The organism is Methylobacterium terricola, from assembly GCF_006151805.1.
Classification (GTDB): Bacteria; Pseudomonadota; Alphaproteobacteria; order Rhizobiales; family Beijerinckiaceae; genus Methylobacterium; species Methylobacterium terricola.
Genome location: NZ_VDDA01000037.1, coordinates 23019 through 39630 on the forward strand (window position 1 = coordinate 23019; position 16612 = coordinate 39630).

Annotated in this window: 13 protein-coding genes; 12 read left to right on the top strand and 1 reads right to left on the bottom strand. The window is 70.5% G+C overall.

The annotated features are described in order from the left end of the window. Positions 1 to 43 precede the first annotated feature (43 nt). From FF100_RS32775 to FF100_RS32830, 12 genes are all read left to right on the top strand, one after another. Positions 44 to 1051, top strand: a complete 1008-nt coding sequence (locus tag FF100_RS32775; protein WP_171070426.1) for a BMP family protein — start codon at positions 44 to 46, stop codon at positions 1049 to 1051. 36 nt (positions 1052 to 1087) lie between these two features. Next, the gene (locus FF100_RS32780; RefSeq protein WP_171070427.1) at positions 1088 to 2608 is read left to right on the top strand and encodes an ABC transporter ATP-binding protein; all 1521 of its coding nucleotides are present in this window, start codon (positions 1088 to 1090) and stop codon (positions 2606 to 2608) included. Continuing rightward, on the top strand, positions 2605 to 3669 hold the full coding sequence (locus FF100_RS32785; protein ID WP_139040215.1) for an ABC transporter permease: 1065 nt from the start codon (positions 2605 to 2607) through the stop codon (positions 3667 to 3669). Before FF100_RS32780 ends, FF100_RS32785 begins: the two co-directional genes overlap by 4 nt. 2 nt (positions 3670 to 3671) lie before the next feature. Beyond that, positions 3672 to 4592: an ABC transporter permease gene (locus FF100_RS32790; RefSeq protein WP_139040216.1), complete on the top strand. Its 921-nt coding sequence runs from the start codon at positions 3672 to 3674 to the stop codon at positions 4590 to 4592. Positions 4593 to 4735: 143 nt separating this feature from the next. Further along, entirely contained in the window at positions 4736 to 5854 is a 1119-nt protein-coding gene (gene atzD / locus FF100_RS32795) for a cyanuric acid amidohydrolase (protein ID WP_139040217.1), read from the top strand. A 334-nt stretch (positions 5855 to 6188) separates the two neighbouring features. Continuing rightward, entirely contained in the window at positions 6189 to 7286 is a 1098-nt protein-coding gene (locus FF100_RS32800) for an LLM class flavin-dependent oxidoreductase (RefSeq protein WP_139040218.1), read from the top strand. A 42-nt stretch (positions 7287 to 7328) separates the two neighbouring features. Next, a complete protein-coding gene (locus tag FF100_RS32805; protein ID WP_139040219.1) occupies positions 7329 to 9416 on the top strand; it encodes a hydantoinase/oxoprolinase family protein in 2088 nt (695 codons plus the stop codon). Continuing rightward, on the top strand, positions 9403 to 11136 hold the full coding sequence (locus FF100_RS32810; protein WP_139040220.1) for a hydantoinase B/oxoprolinase family protein: 1734 nt from the start codon (positions 9403 to 9405) through the stop codon (positions 11134 to 11136). Before FF100_RS32805 ends, FF100_RS32810 begins: the two co-directional genes overlap by 14 nt. A 158-nt stretch (positions 11137 to 11294) precedes the next feature. Continuing rightward, on the top strand, positions 11295 to 12905 hold the full coding sequence (locus FF100_RS32815; protein WP_139040221.1) for an ABC transporter substrate-binding protein: 1611 nt from the start codon (positions 11295 to 11297) through the stop codon (positions 12903 to 12905). Positions 12906 to 13040: 135 nt separating this feature from the next. Further along, the gene (locus FF100_RS32820) at positions 13041 to 14441 is read left to right on the top strand and encodes an aminotransferase (protein ID WP_139040222.1); all 1401 of its coding nucleotides are present in this window, start codon (positions 13041 to 13043) and stop codon (positions 14439 to 14441) included. A 58-nt stretch (positions 14442 to 14499) separates the two neighbouring features. Then, positions 14500 to 15516, top strand: coding sequence for a LysR substrate-binding domain-containing protein (locus tag FF100_RS32825; RefSeq protein ID WP_171070428.1), 1017 nt, complete (start codon positions 14500 to 14502; stop codon positions 15514 to 15516). A gap of 28 nt (positions 15517 to 15544) precedes the next feature. Beyond that, entirely contained in the window at positions 15545 to 15931 is a 387-nt protein-coding gene (locus FF100_RS32830) for a RidA family protein (RefSeq protein ID WP_205825119.1), read from the top strand. A gap of 137 nt (positions 15932 to 16068) precedes the next feature. Here FF100_RS32830 and FF100_RS32835 read toward each other — a convergent pair whose 3' ends face one another. Beyond that, positions 16069 to 16452: a cupin domain-containing protein gene (locus FF100_RS32835; protein WP_139040224.1), complete on the bottom strand. Its 384-nt coding sequence runs from the start codon at positions 16450 to 16452 to the stop codon at positions 16069 to 16071. Positions 16453 to 16612: the final 160 nt, after the last annotated feature.

The window sequence follows — 16612 nt, forward strand, 5'->3', positions numbered from 1 at the left end:
CCGCGCGGTGGGGCTCAAGATGACGATCAACGGTCGCAAAGTCATGTATCGACGCAGAGCCCTGCTGCTCGCCCTCGCGGCGTCGGTGCTGCCCCAGGCCGCCGGAAGCGCGACGGCGGCGGAGAAGGCCGCCATCCTGTTGCCGGGCTCGATCAACGACCAGAGCTGGAACGCGAACGGCTACCAGGGCGCCGAGCAGCTCAAAGCCAAGGGCTGGGAGGTCGCCTATTCCGAGAACGTCGCCCCCGCCGACATGGCGGAGGCGATGCGGGACTATGCCGGACGGGGCTACACCCTGGTCATCGGCCATACCGGGCGCTTCCTCTCTGCCGCTCAGCAGATCGGGCCCGACTATCCCAAGACCACCTTCGTCGTCGGCTCGGGTTCGGCCGGAGCTGGCACGAACGTGACATCCGTCGACTACGACAACGCGCAGTTCGGCTACCTGATGGGCGTGCTTGCCGCCAAGATGAGCAAGACCGGCAAGGTCGGCTCGGTGAACGGCCTCGAGGGCTTGCCCAACGTGGTCGCGCAGGTCGGCGGCTTCCGAAAGGGCGTCAAGAGCGTCGATCCGAACATCGAGGTCAAGGTCGTCTACATCCAGAACATGGAGGACGCCGCAGAAGCCAAGGAGGCAGCGCTCAGCCTCATCGCGGGCGGTGCGGACTTCATCTTCGGCAAGCTGAATGCCGGGCAGGCCGGCATCATTCAGGCCGCCAAGGAGAAGGGCGTGATGGCGTCCGGCCGCAGCCTCGGCCACTCGGCGATCGCGCCCGAGGCCGTCGCCACCAACATCATCGAGAAGTGGGGCGACATGTACGGCAGCGCCGGCGACGCCGCGAAGGCCGGGACCCTCGGCGGCAAGTTCCAGGTCTACGGCCTCGGCACGCCAGGCTCGACCGGAGCCGACTTCGCCTACCAGGACGGCAAGCCCTTCAACCCGAAGGTGCCGGCGGAGGCGGTCGCGGCGCTCGACGCCGCCCGGGCGAAGCTCGCCGCCGGGGAGATCAAGGTCGAGGTGACCAAGGCCGACGCCCGCGGCGGCGTCTAGGCGATGGCGTCCGACGAGGGAAGGGGCACCCCGCCGATGCTGGAGATGCTCGGCATCTCCAAGTCCTACGGCACCGTCCGGGCCAATTGCGGCATCGACCTCACCGTGCGGCGGGGCGAGATCCTCGGCCTGCTCGGGGAGAACGGCTCGGGCAAGAGCACGCTGATGAAGATCCTGTTCGGCATGGTCCGGCCCGACGACGGCCGGATCGTGCTGAAGGGGCAGCGCGCCGAGATCCGCTCGCCGGCCGATGCGCGCCGGGCCGGGATCGGCATGGTCCACCAGCATTTCATGCTGGCCGAGGCCATGAGCGTGCTCGACAACGTCCTCCTCGGCCTGCCCGGCAAGGGTGCCTGGCCCGACCGGCGCGCGGCGGCCAAGGAACTGAGCCTAGCGAGCCGGGCCTACGGCCTCGGGCTCGATCCCGACGCCCTCGTCGAGTCACTGAGCTTCGGCATGCGCCAGCGCGTCGAGATCGTGAAGCTGATCCTCGGCGGCGCCGAGCTGCTGATCATGGACGAGCCGACCTCGAACCTGTCGGCTCCCGAGGTCGCGGCCCTGCTCGCCACCCTGCGCCGCTTCGCCGACGAGGGCCGCTCGGTGGTGTTCATCTCGCACAAGCTCGGCGAGGTGCTGGAGCTGTGCGACCAGGTGGTGGTACTGCGCGACGGCGCGGTGACCGGGCGCCGGGCCGTCGTCGGAACGGACCGGGCCGACCTCTCCCGCCTTATGGTCGGGCGCGCCATGCCGGCCGTCGCCGCGGCGCCGGCGGTCCGGCCCGGTCCGGTGCGCCTCGCGGCCGACTCCCTGACGACGGGGGGAACGGGAATCGCCCTTTCGGGCATCAGCCTGGACATCCGGGCGGGCGAGGTGCTGGCGGTCGCCGGTATCGACGGCAACGGACAGACGGAGCTGGCCGAGGCTTTGGCGGGCCTGCGCCCGGCGGGGGGCCGCGTGCGGCTCGACACCGAGGACCTGACCGGTCGCGATCCGGCCGCCCGGCTCGCCGCAGGCCTCGCCTACGTGCCCGTCGACCGGGGTGGCACCAGCCTGGTGCCGGGGATGAGCGTCGCCGAGAACCTGGCGCTGCGCGACTTCGCCCGGCCGCCGCTCAGCCGGCATGCCTGGCTCGACCGGGGAGCCTTGCGGACGCGCGCAATGGAGCGGATCGCCGCCTACGGAATCCGCTGCGCCGGCCCGGCGGCACTGGCCCGGTCGCTGTCGGGCGGCAACCAACAGAAGATCGTCATGGCCCGCGAGATCGGGCGCGGCCCGCGCGCGCTCTTGGCGGTCCAGCCGACCTGGGGCCTCGATCCTGGCGCGACCCGCTTCGTGCAGGACGCCATCCGGGCGCTGCGCGCGGCCGGAGGCGCGATCCTCTACATCTCGGCGGAGCTGGAGGAGGTGCTGGAGATGGGCGACCGGGTCGCGATCCTCCACGAGGGGCGCCTGTCGCGGCCGGTTCCCCGGACAGAGCTCGACCTGGTGCAGGTCGGCCTGCTCATGGCCGGCGACCGGGCGAGCTGGGCGCCCGAGGCGGAGAGGCGGGTCGCATGACGGCATCCCCGCTCCCCGGTGCGGCAGCCCCGATGCCCCGCCGCTTGCGCGGCGAGGCGGCGGGCGCCCTGCTCGCCGGGCTCGGCGCGGTTACTCTCGCCCTTGCGGTCGGGGCCGGCCTCATCCTGGCCACGGGCCGCGATCCGGCCGCCGCCTACCTGGCCCTGTTCGGCGGCGCCCTCGGCTCCCCCGACCGGATCGCCTTCGCGGTCAACAAGGCGACCCCCTACGTGCTCACCGCCGTCGGCGTCGCCCTCTGCTTCCGGGCGAAGGTCATCAATATCGGCGGCGAGGGTCAGATCGCGCTCGGGGGTCTCGCCGCCGCCTGGGTCGCCCTCTCGGTGCCCCTGCCCGCCGCCGCCCTGGTTCCGGTCTGCCTGGTGGCCGGGGCGGCGGCGGGGGCGTTCTGGGCCGGTGCCGCGGCGCTCATCCGGCTGTGGCGCGGCGTGCACGAGGTCCTGTGCACGCTCCTCATGAACTTCATCGCCCTCCTGCTCGTCGCGGAGGCGCTGAAGGGCGATCTCGGCGAGACCGGTGCCGGCTTCCCGCAGACGCCGCTGCTTCCGGCCGCTTCCTGGCTGCCGCGCCTCACCGGCGCGATGCATCTCGGGATCGGGCTCGCCGCGCTCGCCGCCCTGCTGGGATGGATCTACCTCCAGCGCACCACCTTCGGCTTCCGCCTGAAGCTCGTGGGTGCCAGCCGCGCCGCCGCTCTCTATGCCGGCGTTAGCCCGGCCCGGACGCTGATCTCGGTGATGCTGATCTCCGGGGGCCTCGCCGGCCTCGCCGGGAGCATCGAGGTCCTGGGCGTGCACCGCCGCCTGATCGAGGGCTTCTCGAACGGCCTCGGCTTCACGGCGATCGGCATCGCGCTGCTCGCGGGCGCTAATCCGCTCGCCGCCCTGCCGGCCGGCCTGCTGTTCGGCCTCCTCGAGGCCGGGGCGCTGGCGATGCAGCGGCAGGTCGGCGTCCCATCCTCCCTCGTGCCGATCATCCAGGGGTTGACGATGGTGTTCGTGCTGTGCGCGCTGGGCCTGCGCGCCCGACGGGGAGGCGCCTGAGGATGGACGCCGCCATCCTGGCCGACCTTCTCGCCGCCTCGGTGCGGATCGCAACGCCCCTGCTGCTGGCTGCCCTCGGCGGCATCCTGTCGGAGCGGTCTGGTACGTTCGCGGTGGCGATCGAGGGCATGATGCTCGCCGGCGCCTTCGGGGCCGCCATCGCCGCGATGGCGGCGGGCGCCCCGGCCGGGCTCCTGGCCTCGGCCGCCGCCGGCATGCTGGTGGCGAGCCTCGTCGCCGTGGCGACGACGCGCTTCTCCACCGACCAGATGGTGACCGGGCTCGCGGTCAATATCCTGGTGGCCGGGCTCACGAGCTACCTGCTGCGGGCGCTCGCCGGGGGCCGCACGCCGGTGGTGCGCTTTCCGGTCCTGGCGCCCTGGCCGGTGCCCCTCCTCGGCGACATGCCGGTCCTGGGACCGGTGCTGTTCCGGCAGCCGCCGCTCACCTATCTGGCCGTCCTGCTCGCGGTGGGCCTCAGTCTCGTGCTCGCCCGCAGCCGGGCCGGCCTCCTGGTGCGGGCGGCCGGCGAGAACCCGCAGGCGGTCTTCGCCACCGGCACCGACCCGGTCCGGGTTCGGGTCTGGTCGATCCTGGCCTGCGGCGCCCTGGCGGGGCTCGGCGGTGCGGCCCTGTCGCTCCAGCAGGTCGGCAGCTTCACGGACGGCATGACCCATGGACGCGGGTTCATCGCGCTCGCGGCGCTCATCGTCGGGCGCTGGACCCCGCTGCCGGTGGCGCTCGCCTGCCTCGTCTTCGGCCTCGTCTCGGCGCTCGCGTTGCGCGCGCAAGGCTGGGGCCTGCCAGTGTCGTCCTACGTCATGCAGATGATGCCCTATGCCCTGGCGTTGGTCGCGCTCGCCGGGATCGGCCGCGCCGCCCGGCTCCCAGCGGCGATCGGTACGCCCTTCCGGCGGGATTGATACCGACTCCGGAAAATCACTTCCGGAGTCGGTATCATCAGCCAGCGCGGCGCTTGAGCGAAGCCGAAATCCGCATTGCGAAAGCGATCCCGTAGGGACCGCTTCAAGCAATCAGCCGGATTTCGAATGAAACGAGGATGATCATGAAGATCGGCGTGCACAAGGTCGCGATGGCGGCCCCCAACGACGTCTCCGAGCTGGCGGCGCTGATCGTGGCCGGGACTGTCGATCCGGCCCGCATCGTCGCGTTGATCGGCAAGACCGAGGGCAATGGGGGCGCCAACGACTTCACCCGCGGCTATGCCACATTGTCCTACCAGCTCCTGCTCGCGCCGCTCCTCGGACTTTCGCCGGAGGAGGTCGGGCACCGGATCGCCTTCGTCTGGTCGGGCGGGACCGAGGGGGTCCTGTCGCCCCACGCCACTGTGCTGACCCGGGACGAATCGATCGCGCCGCCGGTTGCCGGCGACAAGCGCCTCGCCCTCGGCATCGCCACGACCCGGACCATCCTGCCCGAGGAGGTCGGCACGATGGTACAGGTCCGGGAGGTGGCGCGGGCCGTCCGCGTCGCCCTCGACCAAGCCGGCATCGCCGAGCCCGCCGATGTCCACTACGTGCAGGTGAAAGGCCCGCTCCTGACCCCGGCCGCGGTGGCCGAGGCCGAAGCCAGAGGCCGTCCCACCGTGACCCGCGATCCCAACGGCTCCAAGCCCTATGCCCGCGGGGCCACCGCGCTCGGCGTCGCCCTCGCTCTCGGCGAAGTGGCGGAGGAAGCCTTGAGCGACGCGGCCATCGCCCGGCGCCTCGACCTGTTCAGCAAGGTGGCGTCGACCTCGGCCGGCGGCGAGCTGACGGCCTGCGAGGTGCTGCTGTTCGGCAACTCGCCCTCTGCCACGAGCGACTTCCGGATCGGGCACGCGGTCCTGCGCGACGCCATCGACGCGGACGCCGTGATCGAGGCCATCGGCAGTGCCGATCCCGAAAGCGGTTCGCCGGGGTCGGGCCGTCTCGATGCGGCGGCGCGCTCGCGCATCGCAGCCATCTTCGCCAAGGCCGAGGCGAGTCCGACCGGGCGCATCCGGGGACGGCGCAACACCATGCTGTCGGATGCCGACATCCATTACGAGCGCCATGCCCGGGCGGCCCTCGGCGCGGTGATCGCCTCCGTCACCGGCGATCCGGCCCTCTTCGTCTCGGGCGGGACCGAGCATCAATGCGGGCCGGGCGAGGCGCCGATCGCCGCGATCGTGCAGGTTCGATGAGCGATGGCGTCGGCGCGGCGCTTTGGCAGCCCGCAACGGACCGACGTCTTGTCGTTCCGATCCCTCCCGGTCCTTGAAGCGGCCCCCCCATCCTGTGCGGGGTCGATCCGGTTTCGTGGCAACCCTATCGAAGCAAACCTCCCTCACGGGCGGGAGCGCCGAGTTTCACGCCGTCGGCGACGCATGATGAAGCACTGCTAATGCATACCCGACCGGGCGAGCCCAGCTAAACCGCCTTCAAGAAGCGATCGGTTGTCGCGTCGTCCATTCGCGCCAGGATGAGCCCGTTCCGCCCCGCCGGGCGGAGCGGGTCGGCCCGGCAGCGGATGGCGGCATGGACTTCGGACTCTTCAACCTCATGATGCACCGCGACAACCCGCGCGGCATCCCGGGCGTCGTCGACGACGCCCGCTCCATGGTGGAGACCGCGGACGCGGCCGGGTTCGGCGTCGCCTGGTTCGCCGAGCACCACTTCACCAATTACTCGCTCAGCGTCTCGCCGCTGATGATGGCCTCGCATCTCGCGGGCGTGACCAAGCGCATCAAGGTCGGTCCCTGCGTGGTCGTGCTCCCGTTGCACAACCCGTTGCGCGCCGCGCAGGAGATCGCCCTGCTCGACCAGCAGAGCGGCGGGCGCGCCATGCTCGGCCTCGGCAGCGGCTACCAGGCCTACGAGTTCGACCGTTTCGGCACCCCGATCGCCCACAAGACCGAGGTTTTTCTCGAATACTGGGACGTGATGCGCCAGGCGCTCGTCGACGGGCAGGTCAGCTACGAGGGCCGCCACATCAGCGTGCCCGAGACCGTCGTGGCGATCCGCCCGGTGCAGCAGCCGATGCCGCCACTCTTCCTGACCTCGCTCCACCCGGCGGTGCTGGCCCGGTTCGCGGCCGACGGCGCGGTCCCGTTCGTGTCCGGCGGCGCGAAGGGCAACACGGCGGGACGCGTGGCCTCGCGCGATGCCGCGCTCAAGAGCTGGGCCGCCTGCGGCCTCGATCCCGCCACGATGCCGGTGGCGCTGATGAACTATATCTGCGTCACCGACAGCGCCTCCGAGGCGCTCGAGGCCGCCGAGCGCGGCCGCTACTACGCGCGCATGGTCCATGCCCTGCGCGCCCCGGTCCTCGATCTCGCGGGATCGGTGCTGCACCCGGCACCGATCCCGGACGAGCCGTCCCTGGAAGAATTCCGCGACAACTTCATCATCGGCGACGTGCATCACGTCGCCGAGCGGGTGATCCAGGACATCCGGCTCCTCGATCCAGTTCATTACACCTGCTTCTTCCAGTTCGGCGACATGCCGGTCGGCCGCGCCCGGCGCTCGCTCGAGCGCTTCGCCGCCGAGGTGATCCCGCTCGTCGCGCGCGAGGTCGGGCCGCTCGACCGGATCGGCCTGCGCCCGCCCCGCGAGCCCAGCGCCAGCGCCGCCTGAGGGCGGCCCGAACTCCCCACACGACAGCAGCGGACAGACGACATGACATGGCGGGTCGGCATAGACATCGGCGGGACGTTCACGGATGTCGCCCTCGTCGAGGAATCCACCGGGCGGATCGGCATCGCGAAGGTGCCGACGACGCCGCGCGACTTCGCCCAGGGCGTGCTCGACGGCCTCGATGCGGGGCTCACCCGCGGCGGCATCGATCCGGGCGCGGTCTCGCTCCTCTCCCACGCCACGACGGTCGTCACCAACGCGCTGCTCGAGGGCAAGGGCGCCACGACGGCCTCGATCGGGACGCGGGGCTTTCGCGACCTCCTCGAGCTGCGCCGCTCGATGCGCACCGACCTCTACGACCTGTTCCAGGATTCCCCGCCCGTCATCGTCCCGCGCCGCTTCCGCTACGAGATCACCGAGCGGATCGACGCGCAGGGCGAGGTCGTCACGCCGCTCGCCGAGGACGAGGTACCGGCCCTGGTCGAGGCCTTGCGGGCGGCCGGTGTGCAGACGGTGGCGGTCTCGCTGCTGTTCTCCTTCCTCAACGACGCGCATGAGCGCCGGCTCGGCGCGATGCTGCGGGCCGCGCTGCCGGAGATGCAGGTGTTCCTGTCCTGCGAGGTGCTGCCCGAGATCCGCGAATTCGAGCGCGCCTCGACGACGGCGGTCTGCGCCTATGTCGGGCCGCTGCTGCAGAGCTATCTCGGACGCCTCCAGGAGGCTGTCTCGGCCGCCGGCCTGCCCGCCCTTCACGTCATGGGCTCGTCGGGCGGCGTCGTCGACATCGCCGAGTGCCTGCGCATGCCGGCGCAGGCAGTCGAATCCGGCCCGGCCGCCGGCGTGATCGCGGCGGCGCTCGCCGGCGAGCAGCTGGGCGAAACGCGGATCATCTCCTTCGACATGGGCGGCACGACTGCCAAGGCGAGCGTGATCGTCGATGGCGAGATCGCCGTCACGGCCGATTACGAGGTCGGCGGCGCGACCCATGCCAAGCGCTGGGCCGGCGGGACCGGCCATCCGATCCGCGTACCGGTGATCGACCTCGCCGAGGTGAGCTCGGGCGGTGGGTCGATCGCCTGGATCGATCCGGGCGGGTCGCTGAAGGTCGGGCCGAGGAGCGCCGGCGCGCTGCCGGGCCCGGTCGCCTACGGCAAGGGCGGCACGCTGCCGACCGTCACCGACGCCAACGTGGTCCTGGGCTACCTGAACCCCGTCTCGCTGCTCGACGGCGCGCTGCCGATCGACCGCGACGGCGCCGAGCGCGCCATTATCGAGCACATCGCCGCGCCGCTCGGGCTGACCGCCATCGAGGCGGCCGCCCGGATCCTCGAGGTCGTCGACGCCAATATGTCGGGTGCGCTCAATATCGTGTCGGTAGAGCGCGGCCACGATCCGCGCGAGTTCACGATGATCGCCTTCGGCGGCGCCGGCCCGGTCCATGCCATGACCCTCGCCTCTGGTCTCGGCATCTCGCGCGTGATCGTCCCGCCGGGCCCCGGCGCCTTCTCGGCGCTCGGCCTCGTCGCGAGCGACCTCAAGCGCGAGTATTCCCGCACCTTCTACACCACCCTCGCGGGGCTCGACCTCGGCCGCCTCGCCGAGGCCTACGCATCGATGGAGGCCCAGGGCGTCGCGATGCTGGCGGCCGCCGGCGTCGATCCCGGGCATCGCTCGCTGAAGCGCTTCGCCGACCTGCGCTACCGCCGCCAGGCCTACGAGCTGACGGTCCCGGTGGAGGACGGCTCGGTCACGCCCGAGACGGTCGCGGCGCTCGCCGAGGCGTTCCACTCCAAGCACCTGCGCACCTACGGCCACGCCAACGACCGCGAACCGATCCAAGTCGTCAACCTGCGCCTGACCGCCGCCGGCCGCCGGCCGGCGCTCGTCCTCCGGCAGGCGACGGAGCCCGCCGCGGCACGGGAGAACTGGCGCGACGTCTGGTTCCCGGGTCTCGGCCTCACGCGGACCCGGATCGTCTGGCGCGGCGGGCTCGCGCCCAGCTTCGCGGTAACCGGCCCCGCCATCATCGAGTCGCTCGATTCCACCACGGTCGTGCCTCCGGCCTGGACCGTCGCCGTCAACGCAGACGGCTTCCTCATCGCTCAGGAGACCACTCATGGCGTCGCCTGACATCCGCGCGCTGCCCGTCGATGCCGCCCGTTTCGAGGTGGTCAAGAACGCGCTGCTCTCCGCCGCCGAGGAGATGAAGATCGTCCTCGCCAAGACGGCCTATTCGCCGCTGCTCAAGATGGCGGGCGACTATTCCTGCGGCATCTTCGACGTCCGCGGCAACATGGTGGCGCAGGGGCCGGACCTGCCGGTGCATCTCGGCTCGATGCCGGATTCGGTGCGCAGCGTGGTGGCGGCTTTTCCCGAACCGGACGCCGGCGACGTCTACATCCACAACGATCCCTATCACGGTGGCTCGCACCTGCCGGACGTGAACGTGGTCGTGCCGGCCTTCCACGACGGGCGCCTCCTCGGCTACGGCTGCGTGCGCGCCCACTGGCCGGATGTCGGCAGCGCGACGCCGGGCAGCTACGGCGCGGTCACGGAGATCTACGGCGAGGGCCTGCGCATGCCGCCGACCCGCATCTACGTCGGCGGCGTGCCCGATCCCAACGTCGAGAACCTGATCTTCGCCAACGTGCGCGCGCCCGCCGAGCGGATCGGCGACCTGCGTGCCCAGGTGGCGGCGAACCGGCGCGCGGTCCTTCGCCTGCAGGGCCTGGCGGCGAAGTACGGCACCGGCGAGCTGCTGCGGATCATGGATAGCATCCTCGACTATTCCGAGGCGATGATGCGCGCCGCGCTCCGGCGCATCCCGGACGGCACCTCCGTTCTCGTCGACACAATCGACGGCGACGGCATCGTCGAGCCCGGCGACACCGAGGACAAGGTTTTTCGCGTCAAGGTCGCGATCACCAAGGCCGGCGACGGCATCGTGGTCGATTTCGATGGCTCCGACGGCCGGGTCAGCGGCCCGATGAACGCGCCGCTCACCGTGACGCGCTCGGGCGTCTACGCGGCGTTGAAGAATATTCTCGATCCGGGCAGCCTGATCCCGCCGAATTCCGGCGCCTGGCGACCGGTCGACGTGCGGGCGCCGGAGGGCTGCTGCGTGAACGCGGCGGAGCCGGCCGCGGTCACCTACGCCAACCACGAGATGTCGGTGCGGGTCGCCGACATGATCTTCGCCGCCATGCACCACCTCGCGCCCGAGACCACCTTGGCCGGCTCGCACGGCACCGGCGGCGTCGCAATCTTCGGCGGCACGGACTACCGGACCGGCGAGACATTCATCTCCTACGAGGTGACGAAGGGCGGCTTCGGCGCACGCCCGATCAAGGACGGCATCAACGGGGTGTCGACGCCGACCGGCAACATGATGAACACGCCGGTCGAGATCCTCGAGATGAGCTTCCCGCTGCGCGTCGAGGAGTACCGGCTCGTGGCCGATACGGGCGGTGCCGGGAAATGGCGTGGCGGGCTCGCGGCCAAGCGGACCTGGCGCATCCTGGAGCGCGACGTCCAGTGCGCGACGTGCTGCGACCGCACCATCACGGCGCCCTACGGCCTCGCCGGCGGACAGCCCGGCAGCATCGGGCTCCTCCACCTCGAGATGCCCGACGGCACGATGAAACGGCTGCAGGGCAAGGGCGCCTTCCTCGCCCCCGCCGGCTCGAAGCTGCATTTCCAGCTGCCCGGGGCCGGCGGCTACGGCGAGGCCCGCGAGCGCGATCCGGCCCTGATCGAGCGCGACCTCGCGGCGGGGTACGTCACGCCGGAGGCCGCCGCGCGCGATTACGGCTACGTCGCGCCGCCCTCCCGCCCGCTCGCCGCTGAATAATATCGACGGCCTAGGATGCTGTCGCATCAGGCCGTTGAACCATCCCGGATTTTCTTTGGTAAGCCACAGGCTTAGCGAAAATCCGAGAACGGAACCAAAAGTCGTTTTCAACGACCTTTGGCAGACCCGATCCAGCCTGCCGCCAGGGAGACCGACCGATGCATGATCCGTTGCGCACCACCCGTCTCGCGCTGGCGGTCCTCACCGTCTCGGGCTGGATCGGGGTGGCCCCGGCCCTCGCCCAGTCGCGCGCCGAGACCCTGCGCTACGTCACGGGCGGCGTCGTCAACACGCTCGACCCGGTGATGCTCGGCGGCACGCCGGAGGCGACCGCGCTGTCGACGAGCACTTATGACCGCCTCCTGCGCTTCGGGCGCAAGCCGGCCGGCAACGGCACCTTCGTCTTCGACTACGACAGGATCGAGGGCGAGCTGGCCGAGCGCTACGACGTCTCGCCCGACGGCCTGACCATCACCTTGCACCTGCGCCCGACCGCCACCTGGCAGGACGGCAGCCCGGTGACAGCGGACGACGTCAAGTGGTCGCTCGACCGGGCGGTCAGCGCGCCGTCGATGTCGAAGGCGCAGGTCGGCACGGGGTCACTGACGAGCCCGGACCAGTTCAGGCGCGTCGACGATCATACGGTGCAGATCAGGCTGGAGCGCGCGGACCGGCTCGCGCTGCCGAACCTCGCGACCACCTATCTGCCGATGTACAATTCCAAGCTCGCCAAGCAGCACGCGACGGCCGAGGACCCCTGGGCTGGCGCCTGGCTCAAGGATCACACCGCCTCGGGTGGCGCCTACCGGGTCCAGAGCTTCGAGCCCGGCAAGCAGGTCGTGCTCGTCCGCAACGACAGGTGGGCGAACGGACCCAGGCCCGCCTTCGCGCGGGTGATCCTGCAGACGATCCCGGAGGCCACCACGCGGGCCAACCTGATCGAGCGGGGCGATGCGGACCTGTCCATCGGTCTCCAGGGCGAGGACCTGAAGGCGCTGGAGCGATCGAGCGCCGTCAGGGTCGCCGCGACCCCGATGCCGACCGGCTTCGGCGCGCTGATCTTCAACACGCAGAAGGCCCCCTTCGACCAGCCGCTTGTGCGCCAGGCGCTGGCGCTCGCCCTGCCGTATGACGGCCTCTTCGGCGCCGCCCTGGACGGCCGCGGCGCCAGGCTCTACGGCGCGTCCTGGACCGGTGAGCCGCCGACGGCCGACTTTCCCCAGCCGCTGCCGCTGCGGACCGATCTCGCTCTCGCCAGGACGAAGCTCGCCGAGGCCGGCTATCCGAACGGATTCGCGACGACCCTCGCCTACAGCGTCAGCCGCGCCGCCTTCGCGGACCCGGCCGCCTCGCTGATCCAGGAAGCGTTCGGCAAGATCGGCGTCGCGGTGAAGATCGACAAGATGGCGGATGCCCAGTTCGCCGCCGCCGTGACAGACAAGACGCTGCCGATGCTGCTCGAGCGCTCGCTGGCGCTGTTTCCCTCGACGGAATATTTCTTCCGCATCTTCATGAGCGGCCCGTCGCGCTGGAACTTCTCGAGCTGGAAGAACGCGGAGGTCGATGCATTGCTGCCGCAGGCCCGCTACGAGCCCGACCAGGCGAAGTACGACGCCCTGGCCCGGAAGCTCATCGGCATCGCGGCCGACCAAGTGCCGATGGCAATGATCTGGAAGCCCTCCTACGACGTCGTGATGAACAAGTCGATCACCGGCTTCACGACTTGGTACAACTACTATCCGGATCTGCGCGACCTGCGGCGCGAGTGAGCGTCGCTCGCTGGGACGGCCGCCGGCCTGGTCTCGGATGACGGTGCAAGAGGACTGGGCAAGACGACGACCGGAATGACACCGTGCCCGTGCGCCGAGACGCGCCCGCTCCCCATCACCCCGAAGGAGGGACCGATGCAGCCCAACTCGAACCGTGCGCGGGACAAGGCCTATGTCGTCCACCAGCACACGAACCTGGCGATCTACGACCGCGACGGCGGCACGCTGATCACCGGCGGCGACGGCGTCTACGTCACGGACGAGGACGGCAAGCGCTACCTCGAGGCGATGGCCGGCATGTGGTCGGCCTCGCTCGGCTTCAGCGAGCACCGCCTCGCCGAGGTCGCGTACCGGCAGATGAAGGCCCTGCCCTACTACCACACCTTCTACGCCCGCGGTCACCTGCCGAGCGTGGATCTGGCCGAGACGTTGCTCGCGATCGCGCCGCGCCAGCCCGGCGCCGAGCCGCTGACCAAGGTGATGTTCCACTGCTCCGGGTCGGAATCGAACGACACCGCGATCAAGCTGATCTGGTATTACCACAACGCCATCGGCAAGCCGAACAAGAAGAGGATCATCGGCCGCCATCGCGGCTACCATGGCTGCACGATCGCCACCGCCAGCGTCTCGGGCAATCCGACGATGCACCAGGATTTCGACCTGCCGCTGCCGGGCTTTCTGCATGCCGACAACCCGCATTACTACCGCTTCCATGAGGAAGGCGAGAGCGAGGAGGCCTTTTCGCAGCGCATGGCCGACAATCTCGAGCGGCTGATCCTCGACAACGACCCCGGGACGATTGCGGCCTTCTTCGCCGAGCCCGTACAGGGTGGCGGCGGCGCGATCACGCCGCCGGCGCGCTATTTCGAGCTGATCCAGCCGATCCTGAAGAAGTACGACATCCTGTTCCTGGTCGACGAGGTGATCTGCGGTTTCGGCCGGACCGGCAGCCTATGGGGCTGTCAGACCTACGACCTGCGGCCCGACCTGGTGACCTGCGGCAAGGCGCTGTCGGCGTCCTACCAGCCGATCTCCGCCCTGATGCTGACGCAAAAGATCTTCGACGCCATGATGGCCGAGAGCGAGAAGCTCGGCTCGTTCGCGCACGGCTACACCCACTCGGCCCATCCGGTGGCCTGCGCGGTCGCACTCGAGACGCTGAACATCTACGAGAGCGACGGCACGGTCGAGCACGTGCGTAGGGTGGCGCCGGTCTTCCTCGACGGGCTGCGCTCGCTCCTGGACCACCCGATGATGGGCGACGTCCGCGGCGTCGGTCTCTTCGCCGGCGTCGAGCTGATGGCGGATGGCGGGAAGCGGATCCCCTTCCCGCCGGCCCTGAAGGTCGGGCAGCAGGTCCAGGACGAATGCCAGGCGCTCGGCCTGATCGTGCGCTGCATCGGCGACCGCATCGCGCTGACGCCACCGCTCATCATCACGGCCGACGAGGTCGCCGAACTCGTGCGGCTGTTCCGGCAGGGGCTCGACAACGTGTGGGCGCGGATCCGGGACGACCAGCGCGTCGCGGCCGTATGAGCGGTCGGCATGGGAGATGCGAGGCGGCGGGCGACCCATGCTGGGGATAGCCTGCGCCATGCGAGATGTTGTGCCCGATCCGGCCCGGTTGCCTGCGCCGCCTTCATCGGGAGGCGGCGACGGTCAGCGCCGCCCCGGAGCACGCCTGCCGCCTCTCAACCTCTTCCGCGCCTTCGACGCCGCCGTGCGCCAGGGCAGCTTCCGCCTGGCCGCCGACGAGATGTGCGTCACGCCCTCGGCCGTCAGCCAGCAGATCCGGCAGCTCGAGGATCTGCTCGACACCCGCCTGTTCCGGCGCCTGACCCGGCGCATCGAGCTGACGCGGGAAGGCGAGGCGCTGGCCAGCACGGTCAAGGACGCTCTGGCGATCCTGTCGGCCGGCTGCGAGCGCCTGCGCGACCCGTCCGTCCCCGCCATCGTCTGCCTCAACATCACGCCGACGCTCGGCATGCGGTGGATGGTGGCCCGGATGACGCGCTTCATGCAGGACCATCCCGGCATCCGCATCTCGCTCACCGCCTCCCTCGATGCCCTCGACTTCGAGCGTCAGGACGTCGATCTCGGCATCCGCTGGGGCACCGGTGCCTTTCCCGGGGCGCGGGCCGAGCTCCTGGCGCGCGACGTGCTGTTCCCGGTCTGTAATCCGGACTTCATCGACCACACGACGATCCGCCACCCGGCGGACCTGCGCCACCATGTGCTGCTCCAGGCCGTGCATAACGGCGTCACCTGGGCGACCTGGCTCGACCGGGTCCGGGCGACGGGCGACGTGCCGCTGTCCGGCACGGTCTGCTTCAACGACGCCAACATGATGCTGGAGGCCGTCGTCTGCGGCCAGGGCATCGGCCTGTCGAACTCGTTCCTCGCCGAGGCCGACCTGCGCAGCGGACGTCTCGTCCGGCTGTTCGACTACGACATCGAGATTGACGACGCCTATTACATCCTCTCGTCCGGGACGCGCGGCGACAAGCCGGCGGTCGCACAGGTGCGCGACTGGCTGCATCGCGAGGCGCAGCGCTCGGCCGAGATCGTGCACGGCCGGGCCAGCCTGGCGGAGACCCTGGCGGCCCAATGAGCATCGACCCACGCGACGAGGTTTTTTCGTGATCACTATCCGCAATCCGGCCGGCCGCGCCGCGCCCGAGACCTACCATCACGGCATCGAGGTTTCGGGACCGACCCGGACGCTCTACATCGCGGGGCAGATCGGCACCCTGACGGACGGCTCGATCCCGCCCGGCATCGCGGACCAGGCGGACGCCGTCTTCGCTAACATGAAGCTCGTGCTGGACGAGGCCGGCATGACCTTCGCCGATATCGTCAAGACGACGGTGTTCCTCACCGACCCGGCCGACCGGGCCGGCTTCTCCGCAGTGCGCGCCCGCTATTTCGCGAGCGCCAAGCCGGCGTCGACTCTGCTCTACGTCGCCGGGCTGGCTAGGCCCGAGATGGTGGTGGAGGTCGAGGCGATCGCCGTCGCCGCGACCTGATCGCCGGGGACGCCGATCCTCCGCCGTTTTTCCGGATGTGGGGGGATAAGCCGAGCGCGCCCAACCACCAGCGAGAGTCGCGCTGGCGGTAGGCCCGCGGGCGGCCGGTTCTGTTTGCCGACCGGCAGGATGTGCGATTACGGGGGACTGTAGCGCCGGGACAGCTCGCTGCGGGCATCGTAGCTCGCTTCGAAGATCGCCGCCGCCAGCGTCGCCCGAACCTTGAGGATCCCGGCGCCGATGTTCCTGAAGCCGTGACGCATGCCGGCCGGGATCGCGACGGACTGGTCCGCCGTGACCACGCAGCTCTCGTCGCCGAGGGTGATCTCGGCCTGCCCCTCCATCACCTCCAGCACCTCCTCGACGGCGTGGATGTGGACCGGAGCGCCGAGGCCCGGCGCACAGAACTGCTCGAAGATGCAGAGCTGGTGGGAGTTCGTGGGCGCGGATACCCACATGCGGGTGTCGACGCCCTCGCGCCAGGCCTCCACGTCCTGGCGCGCGTGGTCGAGTGCGTTCATCGGCGGATCGTCCTTCCTCGCGATGGGGCGGCCTACTGACCGACGGCCGCCTTGATCTTGGCGAGCCAGGGGCGCGCCATCGGGAAATCCTTGAGCAGCGCCTCGTGCACGACCGGTGCCGTCGCGCGGAAGCTCGCCAGATCCGGCTCGATGATCTGGA